The 19,869-nt window shown below is 56.8% G+C and carries 27 protein-coding genes; 16 read left to right on the top strand and 11 right to left on the bottom strand.

Translation table 11 applies throughout. The features are described from left to right. Positions 1-270 precede the first annotated feature (270 nt). The 4 genes from rloA to pabB all read left to right on the top strand — a co-directional run bounded on the left by rloA (position 271) and on the right by pabB (position 4,900). The gene (gene rloA, locus AC1RKH_RS09000) at positions 271-807 is read left to right on the top strand and encodes a retropepsin-like aspartic peptidase RloA (protein WP_493061476.1); all 537 of its coding nucleotides are present in this window, start codon (positions 271-273) and stop codon (positions 805-807) included. 5 nt (positions 808-812) lie between these two features. Next, a complete protein-coding gene (gene rloB, locus AC1RKH_RS08995) occupies positions 813-2,345 on the top strand; it encodes an osmotic stress tolerance membrane protein RloB (protein ID WP_493061475.1) in 1,533 nt (510 codons plus the stop codon). After that, positions 2,345-3,331 (top strand): alpha-L-glutamate ligase-like protein, encoded by a 987-nt coding sequence (locus AC1RKH_RS08990; RefSeq protein ID WP_493061474.1) that lies wholly within the window; start codon positions 2,345-2,347, stop codon positions 3,329-3,331. Before rloB ends, AC1RKH_RS08990 begins: the two co-directional genes overlap by 1 nt. Positions 3,332-3,556: 225 nt before the next feature. After that, positions 3,557-4,900: an aminodeoxychorismate synthase component I gene (gene pabB, locus AC1RKH_RS08985; RefSeq protein WP_493061473.1), complete on the top strand. Its 1,344-nt coding sequence runs from the start codon at positions 3,557-3,559 to the stop codon at positions 4,898-4,900. Between the two features lie 31 nt (positions 4,901-4,931). Here pabB and thrH read toward each other — a convergent pair whose 3' ends face one another. Continuing rightward, positions 4,932-5,549 carry a bifunctional phosphoserine phosphatase/homoserine phosphotransferase ThrH gene (gene thrH / locus AC1RKH_RS08980; protein ID WP_493061472.1) on the bottom strand — a complete coding sequence of 206 codons (618 nt, stop codon included), beginning with the start codon at positions 5,547-5,549 and terminating at the stop codon, positions 4,932-4,934. Positions 5,550-5,723: 174 nt separating this feature from the next. On the opposite strand from thrH, the gene AC1RKH_RS08975 reads away from it, so the two are divergent. Continuing rightward, positions 5,724-6,458 carry a phosphoadenylyl-sulfate reductase gene (locus tag AC1RKH_RS08975; protein ID WP_493061471.1) on the top strand — a complete coding sequence of 245 codons (735 nt, stop codon included), beginning with the start codon at positions 5,724-5,726 and terminating at the stop codon, positions 6,456-6,458. 140 nt (positions 6,459-6,598) lie between these two features. Here the strand turns inward: AC1RKH_RS08975 and AC1RKH_RS08970 are convergent, their stop codons facing one another. Then, positions 6,599-7,522, bottom strand: a complete 924-nt coding sequence (locus AC1RKH_RS08970) for a LysR family transcriptional regulator (protein WP_493061470.1) — start codon at positions 7,520-7,522, stop codon at positions 6,599-6,601. Positions 7,523-7,646: 124 nt separating this feature from the next. Here AC1RKH_RS08970 and AC1RKH_RS08965 point away from each other — a divergent pair, with 124 nt between their 5' ends. Next, positions 7,647-8,393: a 3-oxoacyl-ACP reductase family protein gene (locus AC1RKH_RS08965; protein WP_493061469.1), complete on the top strand. Its 747-nt coding sequence runs from the start codon at positions 7,647-7,649 to the stop codon at positions 8,391-8,393. 84 nt (positions 8,394-8,477) lie between these two features. Here AC1RKH_RS08965 and AC1RKH_RS08960 read toward each other — a convergent pair whose 3' ends face one another. After that, positions 8,478-9,170 (bottom strand): HAD-IA family hydrolase, encoded by a 693-nt coding sequence (locus AC1RKH_RS08960; RefSeq protein WP_493061866.1) that lies wholly within the window; start codon positions 9,168-9,170, stop codon positions 8,478-8,480. Between the two features lie 253 nt (positions 9,171-9,423). On the opposite strand from AC1RKH_RS08960, the gene AC1RKH_RS08955 reads away from it, so the two are divergent. Together AC1RKH_RS08955 and AC1RKH_RS08950 are read left to right on the top strand one after the other, a co-directional pair. After that, positions 9,424-9,678 carry a type II toxin-antitoxin system RelE family toxin gene (locus tag AC1RKH_RS08955; RefSeq protein ID WP_401122422.1) on the top strand — a complete coding sequence of 85 codons (255 nt, stop codon included), beginning with the start codon at positions 9,424-9,426 and terminating at the stop codon, positions 9,676-9,678. Beyond that, positions 9,659-9,985: a helix-turn-helix domain-containing protein gene (locus tag AC1RKH_RS08950; RefSeq protein ID WP_493061468.1), complete on the top strand. Its 327-nt coding sequence runs from the start codon at positions 9,659-9,661 to the stop codon at positions 9,983-9,985. Before AC1RKH_RS08955 ends, AC1RKH_RS08950 begins: the two co-directional genes overlap by 20 nt. Positions 9,986-10,116: 131 nt before the next feature. Here the strand turns inward: AC1RKH_RS08950 and AC1RKH_RS08945 are convergent, their stop codons facing one another. The 3 genes from AC1RKH_RS08945 to AC1RKH_RS08935 all read right to left on the bottom strand — a co-directional run bounded on the left by AC1RKH_RS08945 (position 10,117) and on the right by AC1RKH_RS08935 (position 11,523). Beyond that, positions 10,117-10,461, bottom strand: a complete 345-nt coding sequence (locus tag AC1RKH_RS08945; protein WP_019689428.1) for a hypothetical protein — start codon at positions 10,459-10,461, stop codon at positions 10,117-10,119. Between the two features lie 358 nt (positions 10,462-10,819). Then, the gene (locus tag AC1RKH_RS08940) at positions 10,820-11,011 is read right to left on the bottom strand and encodes a hypothetical protein (protein ID WP_493061467.1); all 192 of its coding nucleotides are present in this window, start codon (positions 11,009-11,011) and stop codon (positions 10,820-10,822) included. A gap of 191 nt (positions 11,012-11,202) precedes the next feature. Next, entirely contained in the window at positions 11,203-11,523 is a 321-nt protein-coding gene (locus tag AC1RKH_RS08935; protein ID WP_123425603.1) for a YbjQ family protein, read from the bottom strand. A 125-nt stretch (positions 11,524-11,648) separates the two neighbouring features. Here AC1RKH_RS08935 and AC1RKH_RS08930 point away from each other — a divergent pair, with 125 nt between their 5' ends. After that, a complete protein-coding gene (locus AC1RKH_RS08930) occupies positions 11,649-11,843 on the top strand; it encodes a hypothetical protein (protein WP_493061466.1) in 195 nt (64 codons plus the stop codon). Positions 11,844-11,888: 45 nt separating this feature from the next. Here AC1RKH_RS08930 and AC1RKH_RS08925 read toward each other — a convergent pair whose 3' ends face one another. Further along, positions 11,889-12,878 (bottom strand): SDR family oxidoreductase, encoded by a 990-nt coding sequence (locus tag AC1RKH_RS08925; protein WP_493061465.1) that lies wholly within the window; start codon positions 12,876-12,878, stop codon positions 11,889-11,891. A 94-nt stretch (positions 12,879-12,972) separates the two neighbouring features. Between AC1RKH_RS08925 and AC1RKH_RS08920 the strand changes: the two genes are divergently transcribed. Both AC1RKH_RS08920 and AC1RKH_RS08915 read left to right on the top strand, forming a co-directional pair. Then, a complete protein-coding gene (locus AC1RKH_RS08920) occupies positions 12,973-13,878 on the top strand; it encodes a LysR family transcriptional regulator (RefSeq protein WP_493061464.1) in 906 nt (301 codons plus the stop codon). After that, complete coding sequence (locus AC1RKH_RS08915) at positions 13,871-14,029, top strand: hypothetical protein (protein WP_493061463.1); 159 nt, start codon at positions 13,871-13,873, stop codon at positions 14,027-14,029. The genes AC1RKH_RS08920 and AC1RKH_RS08915 overlap by 8 nt, the downstream gene beginning before the upstream one ends. Here the strand turns inward: AC1RKH_RS08915 and AC1RKH_RS08910 are convergent. Then, positions 14,026-14,358 (bottom strand): hypothetical protein, encoded by a 333-nt coding sequence (locus AC1RKH_RS08910; RefSeq protein ID WP_493061462.1) that lies wholly within the window; start codon positions 14,356-14,358, stop codon positions 14,026-14,028. The two genes, AC1RKH_RS08915 and AC1RKH_RS08910, sit on opposite strands and share 4 nt — an antisense overlap. 276 nt (positions 14,359-14,634) lie before the next feature. Here AC1RKH_RS08910 and AC1RKH_RS08905 point away from each other — a divergent pair, with 276 nt between their 5' ends. Beyond that, positions 14,635-15,213 carry a DUF4337 domain-containing protein gene (locus tag AC1RKH_RS08905; RefSeq protein ID WP_493061461.1) on the top strand — a complete coding sequence of 193 codons (579 nt, stop codon included), beginning with the start codon at positions 14,635-14,637 and terminating at the stop codon, positions 15,211-15,213. A 69-nt stretch (positions 15,214-15,282) separates the two neighbouring features. Here AC1RKH_RS08905 and AC1RKH_RS08900 read toward each other — a convergent pair whose 3' ends face one another. Both AC1RKH_RS08900 and AC1RKH_RS08895 read right to left on the bottom strand, forming a co-directional pair. Further along, the gene (locus tag AC1RKH_RS08900) at positions 15,283-15,579 is read right to left on the bottom strand and encodes a hypothetical protein (RefSeq protein WP_493061460.1); all 297 of its coding nucleotides are present in this window, start codon (positions 15,577-15,579) and stop codon (positions 15,283-15,285) included. Positions 15,580-15,615: 36 nt separating this feature from the next. Further along, entirely contained in the window at positions 15,616-15,951 is a 336-nt protein-coding gene (locus AC1RKH_RS08895; RefSeq protein ID WP_123425596.1) for a hypothetical protein, read from the bottom strand. Between the two features lie 245 nt (positions 15,952-16,196). Here AC1RKH_RS08895 and osmE point away from each other — a divergent pair, with 245 nt between their 5' ends. Beyond that, positions 16,197-16,562, top strand: coding sequence for an osmotically-inducible lipoprotein OsmE (osmE, locus tag AC1RKH_RS08890; RefSeq protein ID WP_493061459.1), 366 nt, complete (start codon positions 16,197-16,199; stop codon positions 16,560-16,562). Positions 16,563-16,619: 57 nt separating this feature from the next. Next, positions 16,620-16,955, top strand: coding sequence for a c-type cytochrome (locus AC1RKH_RS08885; protein WP_493061458.1), 336 nt, complete (start codon positions 16,620-16,622; stop codon positions 16,953-16,955). 53 nt (positions 16,956-17,008) lie between these two features. Here AC1RKH_RS08885 and AC1RKH_RS08880 read toward each other — a convergent pair whose 3' ends face one another. Then, a complete protein-coding gene (locus tag AC1RKH_RS08880; protein ID WP_123426079.1) occupies positions 17,009-17,263 on the bottom strand; it encodes a DUF1652 domain-containing protein in 255 nt (84 codons plus the stop codon). Between the two features lie 282 nt (positions 17,264-17,545). On the opposite strand from AC1RKH_RS08880, the gene AC1RKH_RS08875 reads away from it, so the two are divergent. After that, entirely contained in the window at positions 17,546-18,088 is a 543-nt protein-coding gene (locus AC1RKH_RS08875) for an Hsp20/alpha crystallin family protein (RefSeq protein ID WP_493061457.1), read from the top strand. 223 nt (positions 18,089-18,311) lie between these two features. Further along, positions 18,312-19,859: a sensor domain-containing diguanylate cyclase gene (locus AC1RKH_RS08870; protein WP_493061456.1), complete on the top strand. Its 1,548-nt coding sequence runs from the start codon at positions 18,312-18,314 to the stop codon at positions 19,857-19,859. The last annotated feature ends 10 nt before the right edge of the window (positions 19,860-19,869 follow it).

Raw genomic sequence — 19,869 nt, 5'->3', positions numbered from 1 at the left:
ATTGTCGACACCTTGCAAGTCAATGCGCCAAAAACTAACCAATAACAGGCGATCAGTCAAAGGAAATAGATCTATTGTCGACAATCGTCTAATAAACGCCTTTGGTAAAACCTAAGTAAAGGACAGCCCCGCGGCTGGCGCCATAAAACCACCGTGCTAGAATGCCGCCCGCATTTGTCTGTCATCTTTTTATGGCAGGCAAGAGAAGGAGCTTGTGCAGCAATGCCAGTCGCCTTGAACTGAAGAACGGACGGCACCGCGCCAGGATCTATGAGACTCAAGCCCTTCACCCTGTTGTTCTGCCTACTCTGCCTGCCAGGTCTCGCTATCGCGGGCGAAAAGACTGTGTACGGCCTCAACGAATACGCGCAGCTGGCAGGGATCGACCTGGAAGTCGCGGCCAAACTCGACACCGGGGCCAAAACTGCCTCCCTCAGTGCCCGCGACATCAAGCGCTTCAAACGCAATGGCGAATCCTGGGTGCGCTTCTATCTGGCTATCGACACCGCCCACTCGCACCCGATCGAACGCCCTTTGGCACGCGTGAGCAAAATCAAACGCCGTGCTGGCGACTTCGATCCCGAGGAAGGCAAGCAGTACACCGCTCGCCCGGTGATCGAACTGGATATCTGCATGGGCACGGCGCTGCGCAGCATAGAAGTGAACCTGACCGACCGTAGTGCATTCCAATTCCCGCTCTTGATCGGCTCCGAAGCCTTGAAACGCTTTGATGCGCTGGTCGACCCCAGTCTTAAATACGCTGCTGGCAAACCTGCCTGCGCCACCGACGCACATACCGCAGAGTAATACCCATGCGCTCTCTTACCCTCCACCTGAAAATCCTGATCGCCATATTGATGGTGCTGGGCATTTCCGTTACGGCCTATCAGATTTTCGTGCTGGGCATTCCGGTGACCGAAGACGCCACCGACGACTTGTGGAACATCGACGCCAAGGTCGAGTTCGTCGCCAGTGCCAAAGATCCGGTCAAGATCCAGATGTTCGTGCCACCGCTGAGCCGCGATTACGTCAGCCTCAATGAAAGTTTCATCTCCAACAACTATGGCGTTTCGGTCAACCGCGTCGACGGCAACCGCAAAGTCACCTGGTCGGCACGTCGGGCCAAGGGCAACCAGACGCTTTACTACCGCCTGGTGCTGACCAAGCGCTACACCGGTGAAAAATCCAAAGTCAAAGGCCCGACCTTCCGTGACAGCATCGCCGTCGAAGGCCCGGAAAAAATCGCCGCCGATGCCCTGCTCGCGCCGATTCGCCAGCACTCTGCGGATGTTGAAACGTTCATCAGCGAAGCGATCAAACGGGTCAACAACACCAACGACGACAACGCCAAAATGCTCCTGGCAGGCGATCCTTCGCCCGCGCACAAGGCGAAAATCATCGAACTGCTGCTGTCCATCGCCCACGTACCGATGGAAAAGGTCCACACCATCCGCCTGGTAGCCGATCAGCCACAAATCCCGGAACTCTGGCTGCGCAGCTTCAATGGCACCGACTGGCTGTACTTCAACCCGGAAACCGGTGAGCAAGGCCTGCCGACCGACCGCCTGCTGTGGTGGACCGGCGATGACAACCTGATCACCGTCGAGGGCGGCAAGAAAGCCAACGTCACCTTCAGCCTGAACAACAGCGAAATGAACGCCATTCGCCTGGCCAAGCTGACCGACGAGAACACCGACGCCAGCTTCCTCGATTACTCGCTGTATGGCCTGCCGCTACAGACCCAGCAAACCTTCATGATCATGGTGATGATCCCGATCGGCGTGCTGGTGATCCTGATCCTGCGCAACCTGGTCGGCTTGCAGACCCTGGGCACCTTTACTCCGGTACTGATCGCCCTGGCCTTCCGGGAAACCCAGCTGGGCTTCGGTATCGCGCTGTTTACGGTGATCACGGCGCTGGGCCTGTCCTTGCGCTCCTACCTTGAACACCTGAAACTGCAAATGTTACCGAGGCTGTCGGTAGTACTGACCTTCGTCGTGGTGCTGATTGCCGCCATCAGCCTGTTCAGCCACAAACTGGGACTGGAGCGCGGCATGTCGGTGGCACTGTTCCCGATGGTGATTCTGACCATGACCATCGAACGCCTGTCGATCACCTGGGAAGAACGCGGCGCCGGCCATGCGCTGAAAGTCGCGATCGGCACGCTGTTCGCAGCATCCCTGGGGCACCTGATCATGAGCATTCCGGAACTGATCTACTTCGTGTTCACCTTCCCGGCGATCCTGTTGGTCCTGGTGGGTTTCATGCTGGCCATGGGTCGTTATCGCGGCTACCGCCTGACCGAACTCATGCGCTTCAAAGCCTTCGTCAAGGCTGAGTCGTAATGTTCGGTTTCTGGAAGACCTGGAAGGCCCTGGAAGCCCGGGGCATCATGGGCATCAATCGGCGCAACGCGGACTACGTACTCAAGTACAACAAGCGCAGCCTGTACCCGATTGTCGATGACAAGATCATCACCAAGGAACGTGCGATCAAGGCCGGCATTCATGTGCCGGAAATGTACGGGGTGATCTCCACCGAGAAGGAAATCGACAAGCTCGGCGAGATCATCGGCAACCACAGCGACTTCGTGATCAAACCGGCGCAGGGTGCCGGCGGTGACGGCATCCTGGTGATCGCCGACCGCTTCGAAGGCCAGTACCGCACAGTTTCCGGAAAGATCATCAGCCATGAGGAAATCGAACATCAGATTTCCAGCATTCTGACCGGCCTGTATTCCCTGGGTGGTCACCGCGACCGTGCGCTGATCGAGTATCGGGTGATTCCCGACCAGATTTTCCAAAGCATCAGTTTTGAAGGCGTGCCGGACATCCGCATCATTGTGCTGATGGGCTACCCGGTAATGGCCATGCTGCGTTTGCCAACCCGGCAGTCCAACGGCAAGGCCAACCTGCACCAGGGCGCTATCGGCGTCGGTGTCGACCTGGCCACCGGCCTGACCTTGCGCGGCACCTGGCTGAACAAATTCATCGCCAAACACCCGGACACCGCCAACCCGGTGGATGACGTGCAACTGCCCTACTGGGACGGTTTCATGAAGCTCGCCGCCAGTTGTTATGAGCTGTGTGGCCTGGGCTACATTGGCGTCGACATGGTGCTGGACCAGGAGAAAGGCCCGCTGATTCTCGAACTCAACGCGCGGCCTGGGCTGAATATTCAGATTGCCAATGACTGCGGGTTGACTCAGCGTACTCATGCCGTCGAGGCTCGCCTGGAAGAACTGAAGGCCAGAGGAATTACCGAAACGCCGCAAGAACGGGTGGAGTTTGTTCAGCACATGTTCGGGCATATTCCTCCGATTGAGGGCTGATTCGAGACCGAGGTGCGCCCATCGCGAGCAGGCTCGCTCCCACACTGGATCTGTGTCGCACCGAATATCTAATGTGGGAGCGAGCCTGCTCGCGATGGCGGCCTGACAGCCACCAAAGCCTTCAACCCTGCCTCCAACCTGCCAATCACCGACATCCCCTCTAGGAGCAACTCCCGCAGAGGACTACAATCGCCACCCCGCCTCGATGGCTGATCTGCCCCGCTCATGTTGACCTGTTCCGTATATCCGCTTCCCTATCGCGCCAACCCCGCCGAGTATTTCGCGGCGATTCGTCATGCCCCGGGCAGTGTGCTGCTCGACAGCGGCCGGCCGAGTGCCGAGCGCGGGCGTTATGACCTGCTCAGCGCCTGGCCGCTGACAACGCTGGCCGTTTCCCCTGACGAACGTGGCAGCGCGTTCCTGCAACGCCTGCGCGACACGCTGGCCCGACTCGGCGATGCAGCGATACCAGAACCCTACGAGCTGCCGTTCGCGGGCGGCTTGATCGGCTACCTCAGTTACGATTTCGGTCGTCACCTGGAAGCCCTGCCCTCTCAGGCTTACGATGACCTGCAACTGCCCGACGCGCGCTTCGGCCTGTATGACTGGGCATTGATCAGCGATCACCTGACCGGCAGCAGCCAGTTGGTGTTTCATCCACACCTGATTGAAACCGAGCGCCAGCGTCTGATCGAACTGTTCAGCCAGCCCACGATTGCGTCCACCGAGACGTTCGCCCTGAACGGCGCCATGAGCCCCGACCTCAGTGCCAGCGACTATCAGCAGGCGTTCGTGCGTATCCAGCAGTACATTCAGGCCGGCGACTGCTATCAGGTCAACTTTGCACAACGCTTCCGCGCACAGTGTCAGGGCGATCCATGGGCCGCGTATTGCGCGTTGCGGGCAGCCTGCCCAACACCGTTCTCCGGCTTCCAGAGCTTGCCCGACGGCGGCGCAATACTGAGCTTGTCGCCGGAGCGTTTCGTCAAAGTCAGCGACGGCCATGTGGAAACCCGGCCGATCAAGGGCACCCGCCCGCGTGGACAGAACGCCGCCGAAGACGCGGCCAACGCCGCCGAACTGTTGGCCAGCCCCAAGGATCGCGCGGAAAACCTGATGATCGTCGACCTGTTGCGTAACGATCTCGGCCGCACCTGCCGCATTGGCTCGGTGCGCGTGCCAGAGTTGTTCAGCCTGGAAAGCTACCCGAACGTGCATCACCTGGTGAGCAGCGTCACCGGCGAATTGGCTGACAAAAAAGACGCCCTGGATCTGATCGCCGGTAGCTTCCCCGGCGGCTCGATCACCGGCGCGCCGAAGATCCGTGCCATGCAGATCATCGACGAACTGGAACCGACCCGCCGTGGTTTGTACTGTGGTTCGTTGCTGTATCTGGACGTACGCGGAGAGATGGACAGCTCGATCGCCATCCGCAGCTTGCTGGTCAAGGATGGTCAGGTCTGCTGCTGGGGGGGTGGAGGGATCGTCGCCGATTCGGACTGGCAGGCCGAGTATCAGGAGTCCATCACCAAGGTGAAGGTATTGCTGGAAACCCTGCAAAACCTGTAACCCAGTGTATTGCCCCCGTAGGGGGGCGTGTTTACAGACTCAGTTCGCGGTTCGAGGCCTTGAGGAATTCCTGCTTCAACTCGGCAAAGCTGTGCACCGCTGGAAACTGCGGGAATTCGCGGATCACGTTGTCTGGCGCGTGGAACAGGATCCCTGCGTCCGCCTCGCCCAGCATGCTGGTGTCGTTGTACGAATCACCGGCCGCGATCACCCGATAGTAGAGGCTCTTGAAGGACAATACCGACTGACGCTTGGGATCTTTCTGACGCAGTTGGTAGCCCGTCACCCGCCCCGTGACATCCGTAATCAGACGATGGCAGAGCAAGGTCGGGAAGCCCAGTTGACGCATCAGCGGCTGGGAAAATTCGTAGAACGTGTCGGAAAGAATCACCACCTGGAAGCGCTCGCGCAGCCAGTTGACGAACTCGATGGCACCGTCCAGCGGCTTCAGGGTGGCGATCACTTCCTGGATGTCGGACAGCTTCAGGCCGTGCTCGTCGAGGATGCGCAGGCGCTGCCGCATCAGCACGTCGTAATCGGGAATATCCCGGGTGGTTGCCTTGAGGGATTCAATCCCGGTTTTTTCGGCAAAGGCGATCCAGATTTCCGGGACCAGGACACCTTCCAGATCGAGACAGGCAATTTCCACAAGACACTCCCATTTGTACTGATTATTGAGTTGAGCGAGCAAAAGGACTGCCGAACTCTAGCGAGTCGTACCGACCGACGCAACGCAGACGAGCGCCCCTGTTGCCTCGGGTTTTTGCTACCATCGCCACTATATAGAGCGCTTAGCGCCACCGACCTGTAGGAAACCGCCCTGATGAGCCCATCGTTCGACGTCGCTGAACTCGCCGCGACCTATGCCACCAAATCCGCCCAGGACATTCTCAAACTGGCTTTTGCCGAGTTCGGGGATGATCTTTGGATCTCCTTCAGCGGCGCCGAAGACGTGGTGCTGGTGGACATGGCCTGGAAGATCAACAAAAACGTCAAAGTCTTCAGCCTCGACACCGGACGCCTGCACCCGGAAACCTATCGCTTCATCGATCAGGTGCGCGAGCACTACAAGATCGAGATTGAACTGGTCTCGCCGGACCATACAAAGCTCGAACCATTCGTCAAGGAAAAAGGCCTGTTCAGCTTCTACAAGGACGGCCATGGCGAATGCTGCGGCATCCGCAAGATCGAACCGCTGCGTCGCAAGCTGTTCACCGTCAGCGCCTGGGCCACCGGCCAGCGCCGCGACCAGAGCCCGGGCACCCGCAGCCAGGTTGCCGTACTGGAAGTCGACAGCGCGTTCTCGACGCCGGAACGCACCCTGTACAAATTCAACCCGCTGGCACAAATGACCAGCGAAGAGATCTGGGGCTACATCCGCATGCTGGAGCTGCCGTACAACAGCCTGCATGAGCGCGGCTTCATCAGCATTGGCTGCGAGCCGTGCACCCGCCCGGTGCTGCCGAACCAGCACGAACGCGAAGGTCGCTGGTGGTGGGAAGAAGCCACACAGAAAGAGTGCGGCTTGCACGCGGGCAACATCATCCAGAAAGCCTGATCCCCTGCCCTGCGAAATCCCCCTGTGGGAGCGAGCTTGCTCGCGATAGCGGTGTAACAATCAACATCAATGTTGAATGTCAGTCCGTCATCGCGAGCAAGCTCGCTCCCACAGGATCTGCACTCGGCCAGGAGACCTGCTCAGACGGCGCTGAATCGCTGCGCCCATTGCTGCTCGGCGAATTGCTCGATGATGAAATCCACGAACGCCCGCGTCTTGCCCGGCAGCAGCTTGTGTTCGGCGTAGTAGATCGAGATGTTGCCATCATCGACGTACCAGTCCGGCAGCACGCGCTGCAACGTACCGGCATTCAGGTAGCCGACGGCGAACGGCATGCTCACCAGCGCAATCCCCAAGCCTTGCACGGCGGTGGCGCAAGCGGCTTCGGAGTCACTCATGGTCATCCGCGCCTTGAGGTTCAGCGGGCTGTGTTCCTGACGACGACTGGTCAGTTGCCAGGAGCGCACGCGACCCGTCTGCGGTGAACGAATCAGAATCCCGTCGCAGTCACTTAAATCATCCGGCTCACTAATCGCCTCGCGTTGCGCCAGATAATCGCTGGATGCCACCAGCACTCGGTGGGCCGGCGTCAGCTTGCGCGCGACCACGCCTTGCGGCAGTTCAAAGCCGCCACCAATCGCCGCGTCGAAGCCTTGGCCGATCAGATCGACCTGGCGGTTATCGAAATGCCAATCCGGGTTGATCGCCGGAAAACGCCGCAGAAACTCGCCCAGCAGCGGCACGATGTACAGCCGCCCAAACACCGTGCCCATGCTGACTTTCAGCGTCCCGGCCGGACGTCCTTCGGCGCTGGCCAGATTGGCCACGGCATTTTGAATGGTGTGCAGACTGGCACTGACCTCACCGAGAAACAGCTGACCGGCTTCGGTCAAGGTCAGGCTGCGCGTGCTGCGCTGAAACAGCCGCACACCCAGGCGTGCCTCAAGCTTGGCGACACTTTTGCCCACCGCTGCCGGAGTCAGACTCAGGCGCCGCGCGGCTTCGGCGAAGCTGCCAACCTCGGCGCTGCGGACGAAGCATTCGATACTACTGAAGGTTTCCATGGTCGCCACTATAAACTTTTGGTTTACACAGACTATAGTAATTACCGTCTACACAGCGGGTAATCCGAGGCCGATACTCGGCTCCAACAACAAGGCAGTCCGCCTTGTACTTTTGGAGAACGACATGACCACTCAAAATCTCAGCGGTAAAGTAGCGCTCATCCAGGGCGGCTCCCGCGGCATCGGCGCCGCCATCGTCAAACGCCTGGCCGCTGAAGGCGCAGCGGTTGCCTTCACTTACGTCAGCTCCGCCGCCAAGGCTGAAGAGTTGCAGAACAGCATCACCGCTTCCGGCGGCAAAGCTCTGGCGATCAAGGCCGACAGCGCTGATGCAGTCGCCATTCGCAACGCCGTCAACGCCACCGTCAAAACCTTTGGTCGGTTGGATATTCTGGTCAACAACGCAGGTGTGCTGGCCGTTGCGCCGCTTGAAGATTTCAAACTCGAAGACTTCGACCAAACCCTCGCGATCAACGTACGCAGTGTGTTCATCGCAACTCAAGAAGCCGCCAAACACATGACCGAAGGCGGTCGCATCATCAACATCGGCAGCACCAACGCCGACCGCATGCCCTTCGCCGGTGGCGGCCCTTACGCCATGAGCAAGGCGGCGCTGGTCGGCCTGACCAAAGGCCTGTCCCGCGACCTGGGCCCGCGAGGCATCACCATCAATAACGTGCAGCCTGGCCCGGTCGATACCGACATGAACCCGGCCCACGGTGAGTTCGCCGAGAGCCTGATCCCGCTGATGGCCGTTGGTCGTTATGGCACCGCCTCCGAGATCGCCAGTTTCGTCGCCTACCTGGCCGGCCCGGAAGCCGGCTACATCACCGGTGCCAGCCTTAGCATCGACGGTGGTTTTGGCGCCTGATTCACCGCCCTCGCACCGTAAAAACAAAACGCCGGGTAACCTTTGATCAGGTTGCCCGGCGTTTTGTCGTTCAGCGTTTGCCCGTTATCTCAGCTCGAGTGCCGGCAAGCCGTACGCGTGCGGCTGGAAGGCCTTTAACGTGCGAAGAATGCTGTCGGCATGCGCATACTTTTCATCAGCCATGGCCGCATCCGGCACAGCAATCGCGGTCATCCCCGCGGCTTTTGCCGCAGTGACGCCAAACGGCGAGTCTTCAAACACCAGGCAATCCTGCGGCGCTACACCCAAACGTCGCGCGGCGGTGAGGAAGATATCCGGCGCTGGTTTCGCCGCGCCCACCTCAGGGTCATCAGCAGTCACGATGGTGTCGAACAGCGCAAACCAATCGCCATGCAATGTGGTTTTTTGCCCGAAGGACTGACTCGAAGAACTCGTGCCCACGGCAATCGGAATGTTGTTCGCTTTCAGATGCTGAACCAGCTCCTGTGCACCCGGCATCGCCAGCGCACGCGGAAAGCGTTCACGCATCAAAGGCTCGCGGATCAGCAGAAACTCCTCGGCGCTGATCGGCAGGTCCAGCGCCTCGACGACATAGCGCGCCAGATCGCCAGCACCGCGGCCGATGATGTTCTGCTTGATGTTCCAGTCGAAGGTTCGGCCGTAGCGTTCGGCAATGATTTGCGTGACCTCGGTGTAAATACCCTCGGTATCGAGCAGCAAACCATCCATATCGAAAATCACGGCCTTGATCGGGCCGCAGTCGAGCGGTGCATTCATCGCATCTGATCCGTTATCAACACAACATTCCGGGAGGCGGCTCAGGTACGGCCAGTGCCTTGATCGATCGAAGAGGGATCGATCAAAGGGGTCAGCAGCATAGCGAGCGCGGTTCACATGCAGCAACTGTTTGCCGCTCCCACGCGTCGATCACGGCCTAGGGTATGGAGTGAGCGCAAGGAAAGCGCGCACGGTTACTTATAGAAATATAAGAAAATCATTGCATGACTTATGGAAGGCTTATTAAGATCTCATGAACGAAATCTACTGGACCCGCAAAGCCGTAAAGCAACTGCTCAGAGTACACACGGAGCACCGGGCCCAAATCCGCGATGCCGTAACGCAGCTGGAGCGCATGCCCGACGCAATCAACGTCAAGGCGCTGGCCCTGCACAATTGCGGGTATCGTCTGAGAGTCGGTAACTACCGGGTTCTGTTTGACTGGGACGGCTCGGTCCAGGTAGTCAGCATTCAAGAGGTCAAAAAACGTGACGAACGCACCTACTGACGTACAAATCATCAACGGCCCGGACGGTGAACCGGCCTTTGTGGTCATCCCCTACCAGCAGTATGTCGCTCAACACGGCGGCACCGAGCTGATTCCTCATCAAGTGGTCAGTCGTATCGTCGACGGTGCCACCCCAATCCGCGCCTGGCGCGAACACTTGAACCTGACGCAGGAGGAAGTGGCAAAGCGGATGGGGATTTCACAACCTGCGTTCGCCCAGCAGGAGGCGGTGAACAAACCACGCCGCGCCACTCGGGAAAAGATTGCCATGGCGTTCGGGATCAGGGCTGATCAGTTGGAGTTGTGAAGTCAGAGTCATTGCCGGCTGTGGGCTCAGGTAGCGCACTAGCATGAGGGGCTTGGGGTCGAGTGCCCCAGAATGAAAAAGCCCGGCAATTAGCCGGGCTGTTTCAAATCGTACCGCTGGAATCAGTGCCCTTACTTGCCCATGAGCGCACCGCCCGCTGCGCCGCCAAGGCCTGCACCGATGGCGGAGCCGGTCTTGCCGCCCAGCGAGTTGCCGATGACCGAACCACCCGCCGCGCCTACACCACCGCCGATTGCAGCTTTGGCTCGGTGACCTTTGCGTGCGCCGGCAGCACTGCCTGCCGCGCCTGCAACGCCCGCACCAATCGCCGCGCCGGTGCTGCCACCGAGCTTCTGACCGACCACATTACCCAGCGCACCGCCCAGGCCGCCGCCGAGCGCTGCGGAGCCATCACCAGCCATTGCGCCTTGAGCGACCAGAAGACCCAGAACCAGAGCAGGCAAAGTTAAACGCATGACATGAACCTCAAAAAGGGTGCTGAACAGTAATAAATTGGATGCTGTAAAAGGCAGCCGGATCAGTCAATGAACCAGCTCAACCCTCCCGAGCGCGAAGGTTGGACAGTTTATACGCAAAGAGTTTTATCGCAGACAAAAAAAAGCCCGCGGGGAGACGGGCTAATGGAATTGCTTTTTAACGGATGAGCTGAGCCTACTGGCGTGCTTGTGAAAGAAGCGTGAAAGAAACACCAAACGATCAATAACTTTGATACCGCGTATGACGCGTCTCTAGACCGCCACCACTCACCTGCCATACGTCCAGGCAGCACTCACAAAAAACCCCGCTCAATGGCGGGGTCGGCATACTTTTCGGTTACTTGCGTACAGGCGCTGCGACCTTCGGCATAAACGGTTTTGCGGTGGTTTTTGTCACCGCTGGAAGCCTGGCCTTGCCCGGCTTGGTCGGCGTTTCACCAAACCCAGCCACATAATCCGTCTGGCCACACTGCACACAATTGTTGATCGGGTACTCAGCGCCATCATCTTCAACGTAAGGATTGCTCATCTAATCAGTCCCTCCAGACAGATCGATACCGGCAAGCAACTGATTGCCTAAAAAAAATACCGACCTTCAAGGATTTTGAGACTAGCCGGTCATTCCCAGACCAATGATTCAAATGCGAAACACCCGACGAACGGCCAAGAAAACTCCATGACCTCACCAACCTCTTTCCGACAGATAAAACGCCAATCAGCTTACTTGAGCTTCACCGCCGTCCCGGTCACAAACACCACCAGCATGCTGCCCCTGCCTGAGGGCATACTGATTTCGAAGTCCACCCCGACCACCGCGTCCGCCTGAAGGCTGTGTGCACGCTCCTTGAGCTCATCCGTTGCCTGGGCGCGAGCCTCCTTCAACGCCCTTTCCAGCGTCTGGGAACGCCCACCGAAGAAATCCCGCATCCCGGCAAACATATCCCGCACTACGTTGATGCCCTGCACGGATTCGGCGCTGACGATGTCCAGGTACGCTGCGATTTGGCGGCCCTCGATGGATTGAGTAGTGGTCATGATCATGTGGCATTCCTTTATTGACTGGGTATCAGCCATGCTGCTGGCTGAAGCTGGAGAGACGTACATACTAAGGATTGTTGCCATCCGGGTTCAGCCGGGGTTTTGGTGTTGGGCACGCAGGAGGTTGTATGACGGTATTTTTACTGCTGTACCTGTGCACTGACGCCTCCCGCACCGAATGCCAGGTGATACCCGTCGAACACTGGGTACAGGCGAACGCTTACAAGCAATGCATCGCTGCCGCCAAGAAGCTAACGGTAGATCTCACGGCCAAGAATCGTAAGACCAATTACTTTGTCTGTGAAACTCAAGTCAGCCAGTGATAGTCAATGAGGGCAGCTTTATTTTCGGAAGTCGTAGCCGCTATTTCAGGAACACGTCGCTAACCCGTCCCGACTGATACACCCCATTCCCACCAGCGCCGCTTCAACTGCCTCATCCAAAGGCGTATGCGGCTCGTGTCCCAGCACTTCAATCAATCGCGCATTGTCCATCTGCACCGGCGTGCGCCACAAATAACGCATCTCCAGCACTTCGCGGAACGTGACGACAAAGGGCGAAGCCACTTTCAACAACCACCATGGGAAAGCGGTCACACGCGGTTCCTTGCCCGTGTGCTGATAGACAGCACGCTGGATAGCACGGTTCATCCGAGTACCGTCAGTGTCCAGATGACCGGCCATATGAAAACTTTCAAAGGCGTCGAGTGTGGTGCGACGCTCCAGCAACTCGACCATGGTCCGCGCAACATCCGGCAGGTAGGCCCACTGGTGAGCAACGCCCCGCTCACCTGGGTAACTCAGCACTTTGACGGGCTTTCCCGGTTTGATCAGCCCTTGGGAAAACCAGTTGTTGCCGGCTCTGGGCCCAAAAAAATCTCCGGCGCGAACGATCAGCACACGAGCGCCATTGCCGGCGGCGTTGCGCAGACGCTGTTCCATCTCCACCCGAATAGCGCCTTTTCGGGTTTGCGGATGCTGTGGTGAATTCTCTCGCAGGACCGGAAAGGCATCAGGACCAAAGTTATAAACCGTGCCGGGCAGCACGATGGTTGCACCTTCGACCAGGGCCGCAGTGATGGTGTTATCGAGCATCGGCAGCACCAGCTCCGACCATCGACGATAGCCTGGTGGATTGACCGCATGAACGATCACCGAGCAACCCTTCGCAGCCTCGATAACGTCCTGCCGATTCAACGCATCACCACGCAGCCAGGTGATACCCGATGGTTGATCAATGCCGTTTTCGAGATGACGCGTTAGCGCACAAACCTCCCAGCCGGCGCCTCTCAATTGACTCGCCACTTCCCTGCCAATCCCACCTGTCGCTCCCAGTACCAGCGCCTTGTTGCTGTTCATACCCGACACCTCAAGGTTATAGAGGGCTTGATCGTGGGCGAATGGGCGCTATAGATAAATTGCCGAAGATCGGCGTGACGCTATACATTTATGCATGGCATCGAATATTGGTTGGGAGCTCTATCGATCCTTCCTGGGTGTACTCAACGAAGGATCGCTGTCGGGCGCGGCGCGCTTGCTCGGCATTACACAGCCAACGGTCGGCCGGCACATCGCCGCGCTCGAAAAGGCGCTGGGCGTTGCCTTGTTTACACGCTCACAAACAGGACTGATACCCACCGAAGTGGCACTGACCCTGCGCGCCCACGCACACACCATGGAAAGCACAGCGGCCGCCATCGAGCGAGCAGCTTCAAGCCGGGGCACGGCAGTACAGGGGATTGTCCGTATTTCAGCCAGCGACGTAATTGGCGTCGAGGTGTTGCCACCCATCATCGCGAGGCTTCGCCAACAACACCCGGCGTTGAAAGTAGAACTCGTACTGACTAACCGAGTGGTGGATCTCTTGCAGCTCGAAGCCGATATCGCCGTGCGCATGATGCGCCCCCGCCAAGAGCAGCTTGTGGCACGCCGGATCGGTCAAATCGAACTTGGGCTACATGCGCGCACCGAGTACTTGAGCCAACATGGAATACCGCGCGACCTCAACGAACTGACTGGTCATTCGATCATCGGTTACGACCAACCGAACGCCTTTATCCGCAGTATCGGGAAATCCATCAAAGACATTGACCGTAAGCTCTTCTCACTGAGCAGCGACAGCGATCTCGCACAGTTAGCGCTGATACGAGCGGGAGCGGGCATCGGTGTCTGCCAGGTTCCGCTGGCCAAGCGTGACGTTGCGCTGCAGCGTGTGCTGACGAGTTCGTTTTCGCTGGGAATGGAAACCTGGGTCACCATGCACGAGGACTTGCGCAACAGCCCGCGCTGCCGAACGACCTTCGACGCGTTGGTTGAAGGGTTGCAGCACTATGCCGATCAGGATGCTCTGGGTGATTGAGTTGCCAAAGGAAGATGGCTTATCAGGCGCTGCTTTTGAAATGGGAGAGTTGTCTGTGAATGCGGGCATTACTGGCGCGCTTCAAATCGCAACTGGCAAAGCCTGCTCGCGCAGGATTCACCAGCCTTCAGCACTTCATCAAACGGCTTAAGCTTTAGTGTTGATAAGCTCGCCGGTTATCTGCCCATTGCCATTCACAACGCCAGTAGCTGGCGCCTTGGACGGCGTTGCAGCGCCTACGTGGTGGTGATGCTGTTTTTGCATCAATAGCTGAGCTTGATGATCACCATGCCCAGCTTCTTGAGCGGTTTGTGCAGCGGTTTCGGTTGCTTCTTTCAATGCCGCCGCAACGTTGCTGGCAACGGCGGTGACGCTTGTGGATGCAGTTGCCTGATCCGCTTGCGCCTTGGGCTGACTTTGGGCAGAACTGAGCCCGTTAATAGTCACTGGGTTGGAAGCCGAGATTGCTCCGATGGACATAGGTAACTCCTGAATGAGTGGATTGCACACGCGTGAATCGTTAATGCGATTTGCGCCAACGTTACCCTTTGAGTCCTGCCCTTTGCCTGGTCCTCCTCACTGTCAGCCGTGGCGCCGCAGAGCTTGGACTTGGGGTTGTAGGGTTACCGTCGGATAAAGGTGAAAACTTCATGTTATCCAGGAATAAAAGTCCAAAAGCGCCTCATTGAGGTAGCGCCTTTGACAAATACTACCGTTACAATTTGACACTTATTCACTCCGCGCAGACCAAAGTCCATGACTGAAGACTTCGAAGTCCCTAGCCCGCACGAAAAACATCTGGAACACGCTACCGAACACGCCCAGGCCCGTGGGGACAGTTTCGCCAGCAAGATCGCGGTGATGACGGCGATCATGGCGACCATCGGCGCCATGCTCAGCTATCAGGCGGGCTCCACGGAAAGCGAAGCGGCAATGGACAAAAACAACGCTGCCATCAAGAAAACCGAAGCCTCCAACGAGTGGAATTACTACCAGGCAAAATCCAGCCGGCAAAACCTGTCTGAACTGGCGATTCACATCCCTGGCCTCGATGCCGCGCACTACACTGCCGAAGCGCAACGCTACAAGACCGAAAAAGAAGAGGTACGCAAGAAAGCCGAAGTACTCGAAGCAGAGGCTCGCGAGTGGGATGAAAAATCAGAATTGGTATTGCACCAGCATCATCGCTGGGCCCAGGCAATGACGGCGATTCAGATCGCTATTTCGCTGGCGGCAATCACCTTGTTGACGCGCAAAGAGTGGCTGAAAAGGGTCGCGTACAGTGCGGCGGGCGTTAGCATCGTGCTGGGTTCGCTGGCGTGGTTACATATATAAGCTTTTGGCGGGGGGCGACATCAAGTCATCGCTCCTCCACCTTGCCTCTTGTTGAACAGGCACAAGCAATCAATACACAACCGTGACCAGGACGGACAGCCAAAGCAGCACAACACCCGACGCAAATGCTCGTCTGGCTGGCAAAACCCTCTCCAGCGTTTCATCCTCGACAGGTGTTGTGGCGATCCAGGTCACCGCTCCGAGCATCGCGAATCCACCCAGAGCCAACACCACCACGAGGATTTCGTGCCAGCGCCACGGGTGAGGTTCATGCACGCCCCAATAGCCGAGAAACGCCATGCCCATGGCAAACATCGTCGCAGAGGCGGAGCAAAGCCCCACGATTGAACCTACTGGTGCACGCATCCGGCATCACTCCAACGTCGATTCATAAGGTATGAATTACAAACAGTCGTGCACGGACTTCATCAGAGCGCGGGACTTGGCCCACGGCGGGCCTTGATACAGCGATATGCGACTCCCATTCTTGTACTTCACGATATCCAGCGTCTCATCGGCAGTCACAACGCTTGGCGCAGTGATCCTGTAGCCGTTAGCTATCGCAGCCTGAGTGGTTTTAGGGATCTCGCGCTGCCAGGCCGGCAAAACGCACTGGGCATAGTCTTTGGGCGCCTTGGCAGTGATCTCGCTGACATTCGGTTCACCCGGCACCAGGGACGCCGGTAAAGAGCACCCCGCCAACGCCGCAACAGCAAGCGCGCCTATCAAAATTCGCATAATTGTTCCCTGCAATAAAATGTGGCAAATGTAACGCGGGCCCGAGTAGACATCCAGTGTAATTAGGGGGTCAGCAGTGCAACACACTGTTGCAGAATTGAGCACAAATCTATCGAAAGGGAGCGTTTGCGCGCGCCTCTGAAAGTCGACCCTGAGGATATTTGGCGCGCACCGTCGAACTCGACTTTAATTTTACTGATGCACCCAAGAGTTTCTTCACGACACTCACTACCGGGAGCCCAGTCATGAACACCCCTTTATTCGCACTGGTCGCCGTGTTGTCTGCGGTGGCTGGATGCAGCTCTGATTCACAGGTCTATCGAGAGCAACCGCTGGTCGCAAAGGTCGAGATGGGCATGAGCAAGGATCAGGTTCAGCAAATCGGCGGTAAACCTTTATCGATCAGTGATCGCACCGTCGAACCCGGCACCTGCTTTGACTACATGCTCACGCAGGCTGGCCAGAGGCATACGTTCAATGTCAGCTTCGACAGGACCGGCAAGGTAGACCATAAGAGCTTTATGACGTGCGCGGAATGGAGTCGCGTGCAGCAAAAGGCCCGAGAGCCGTCCGGCAGTATGGGAGGCATGGGCGGTGGTGGTGGTTATTAAGGCAGGGGTCATGCCGGCCTATACCCGCGTAACGGCTGGCCGGCCAAGGAGTCTGAAATGAAGTGCGCTTTTTTTACCCTGATGACTCTGCTGTTTTGCTCATCGGCCATGGCGTTACCGCCCGATGGGGAAGCGCTTTTCCAGGAGAACTGCAGTGCCTGCCATGGGCCTCGAGGCATGGGGGGCTCGGCACCTAAATTGGCGGGAGATGCCAGCGAGTGGAAAGCAAAGGTATTTGAGCGGGCCGTATTGAACGGTGTCGACGACCATGGAAAGCCCCTGAAAGCCCCCATGCCACACTGGAGCGGGGCCAGCTTCAAAGCTGATAATGGCGCAAAACCCGGCAAGCTTGAAGTGGACGCAATACAGCAATACCTGCACAAGCAAAAATGACGCACAACCTTCGGCCGGACGCTTGAACAGCGCCGGCCCTTTACATTCTGGCCCTACCTGATCCTGTGCAATCCCCGCCGTTCATGGGTGGCCTTGAGATCGTGTCGAATCTCGCCGATGAGCTTGGTTATCGCCAGATTGCCACTCAGGCTGGAAGCAGGAATCCCTGTCACCAGCAACTCCACTCGGCCTGTGACTGGCTCGAAAATCTGAGCTTGCAGCGATCCGCCGGGGTCAACTCGACATTGGCAGGAAAGAGGCAGGAATGCTGATTCGATGAGGTGACGCAACTCGAGCGTAGATAACATGATGACCCCGTTCAGGGCAGGAGCCAGCCAAGGTGCTCTTGCTTGATGGTCTTGATGGGTCCAGAAGCATTAACGCCTGAACACCGCCCCTCAAACCACTTGGCGAGGGTGACGGCAGTTTCAGTCTACGCCTTGAGTAGCCGCCTGTTAGACCGTTTCGGAGTGTGTGGTTGGGGAAACCGGCCTTGTAGGGCTTGGTAAGACGGTATATTTTTTTGGAGTGGGCAAGCGTCCGGGATGCTCGCAGCCCACCTCCAGTCATTACCAAGAGGAGAGGTGAAAATGGCCAACTCCGTGAAAAAAATGCCGATCCATACCGAAGACAAAGCCAGTCAGCACCCGGTAACGACTGACCTTTGGCGCCCCCTGGAAAAACTGCGGCAACAGGTCGATCACCTGTTCGAAGACTTCAATCGAGGCTCAGGATTGTCGCCGTTCAGCCGCGGACTGTTTGATGTCGAGCCGTTCTGGCGGCGGGAATTTATCGGTCGCGGCTTACCTGCCGTGGATATTGCCGAGAAGGAAAAAAGCTTCGAAATCACTGCCGAATTACCCGGCATGGATCAGAAGAACATCGAGATCAAACTGTCCAACGGTAGCCTGATCATCAAAGGCGAAAAGAGAGAGGATAAGGAAGAGAACAGAAAGGGCTATCACCTTTCCGAGCGTCACTACGGTTCCTTCGAGCGGGTGTTCAACCTGCCAAAAGGGGTTGATGCCGACAAGATTGAAGCAAAATTCAGCAACGGTGTGCTGAGCCTATCGCTGCCGAAAAAACCCGAAGCCATAAAGCCGGAAAAGATCGTACCGATCAAAACCGAATGAGCCGGTGACAGCCCTGCCCCTTGCCGGGAAACCGGCAAGGGGCTTTTCATTGTAGTGAGCAAGGGCGACGCGCACCTGTAGACGGTTACCTGCACTGTCGTCATTCAAAAATCAAAACGAGCATATGGCCAGAATGGCCGGAACCTCAGCCGAAAAAATCTCAACGATGTAAAAAAACTAGAATACGCTAAACGCTACTACCCAAGGATGACGGCAGACATCAATGCTAATAAAAAAGGCCTCAATTTTTGCCACTGAGTGGACGGATGCCAAACTGAAGGTCGGTCATGTAGTCCTTTTCGTTGCAGTCGTATGCATCTCATTGATAGCGATAAGCATCTGGGGCGTATTCAGCTCCCTGGAGTACCACCTGCACGACAAAGAAACCGAGATGTCAAATCTTTCCAAGACGCTATCATCCAACATTGAGGCCACTCTAACTCAGGCCGACACAGTGCTTTTAGGTGTTAAGGAGCGTCTGGAAGCTGAAGGTGAAGATACAGAAAATTTAAAAAGGTTGGGTGAACTACTTAAAGTACAACAAAAGCGTCTACCTCAAATACATGGCTTCTTTATCTATGATGAGCAGGGGCGCTGGCTACTTAACTCAAACGGCATACTCCCCGTCGGCGCAAACAACTCAGACCGCGACTACTTCATTTACCATCGCGACCACCCCGACTCCGGCCCTTATCTTGGCCCTTCAATACGCAGTCGCTCGACCAATGAATGGATAATGACTATATCTCGCAGGATCAACCATCCTGACGGGAGTTTTGCCGGGGTAACGATTGCTACCATTTATCTTAATTATTTTCTCAGCCTCTACGACGACGTAGACATGGGAACAAACGGAATCATCAATCTAGTGACATCACGCGGTAATATTCTGGTACGCAAACCATTTCACGACTCAGACATCGGCATTAACATATCAACGGGTGAAGTGTTCGCCCTGCTAAAGCCTGATGTCAATTCTGGCACTGCAACCATAAGGTCGTTTATAGACGGCGTGGAGCGGGTCATCGGCTTTCGACGCGTCGATGGATACCCGCTGGTAGTCATCGCGGCCTTTGACAGAAATGAACTCCTCGCGGACTGGCGAAGCGAGTCTCTTGCCAGCTTAATCATATCCTCCATACTGCTGATAATCCTTAGCTTCATAGGTTATCGACTGATCAAACTGATGAGCCAGCAAATTCAAGCGCAAAGAGAGTTACAGGCCTCCCAAAAGAACTATATCGAAGTAAACAAAGCACTTGGATTAATGGCACTCGAAGACGGGCTTACAAAAATTGCCAACCGCCGTCATTTTGACTTATTTATAGAAGCTGAAATTAGCCGAAAGAAACGCAAGTTAGACGGCACAGCGCTCATCATGATCGACATTGACTTCTTCAAAGACTACAACGACCACTACGGACACGTACAGGGTGACGAGTGCCTGAAGACGGTGGCGGCAATAATTAAAAACCATGTCAACCGGGTCGGCGATCTTGCCGCCCGATACGGTGGAGAAGAATTTGCCATTGTGCTCTCAAATACAGATTATGTTGGCGCTTTCCTGCTGGCTGAAAAGATACGATTCGATCTAGAAAAAATTAAAATAGAACACATCAAGTCTCCGCTGGGAGTGATCACTATCAGCATTGGCATTAGCGCACTCTCCGAAGAGGAAATTGGCACTCCCGAAAACCTGGTGGATACCGCCGACAAAGCGCTATACATCGCCAAATCCAACGGGAGAAACAGGACCATTATTTCAAATTAATATTGATCGG

It is taken from the genome of Pseudomonas sp. GW822-FHT06B12 (assembly GCF_058799675.1).
Note: the sequence above shows the minus strand (reverse complement) of the source record. Positions and strands in the feature narration are given on the sequence as shown.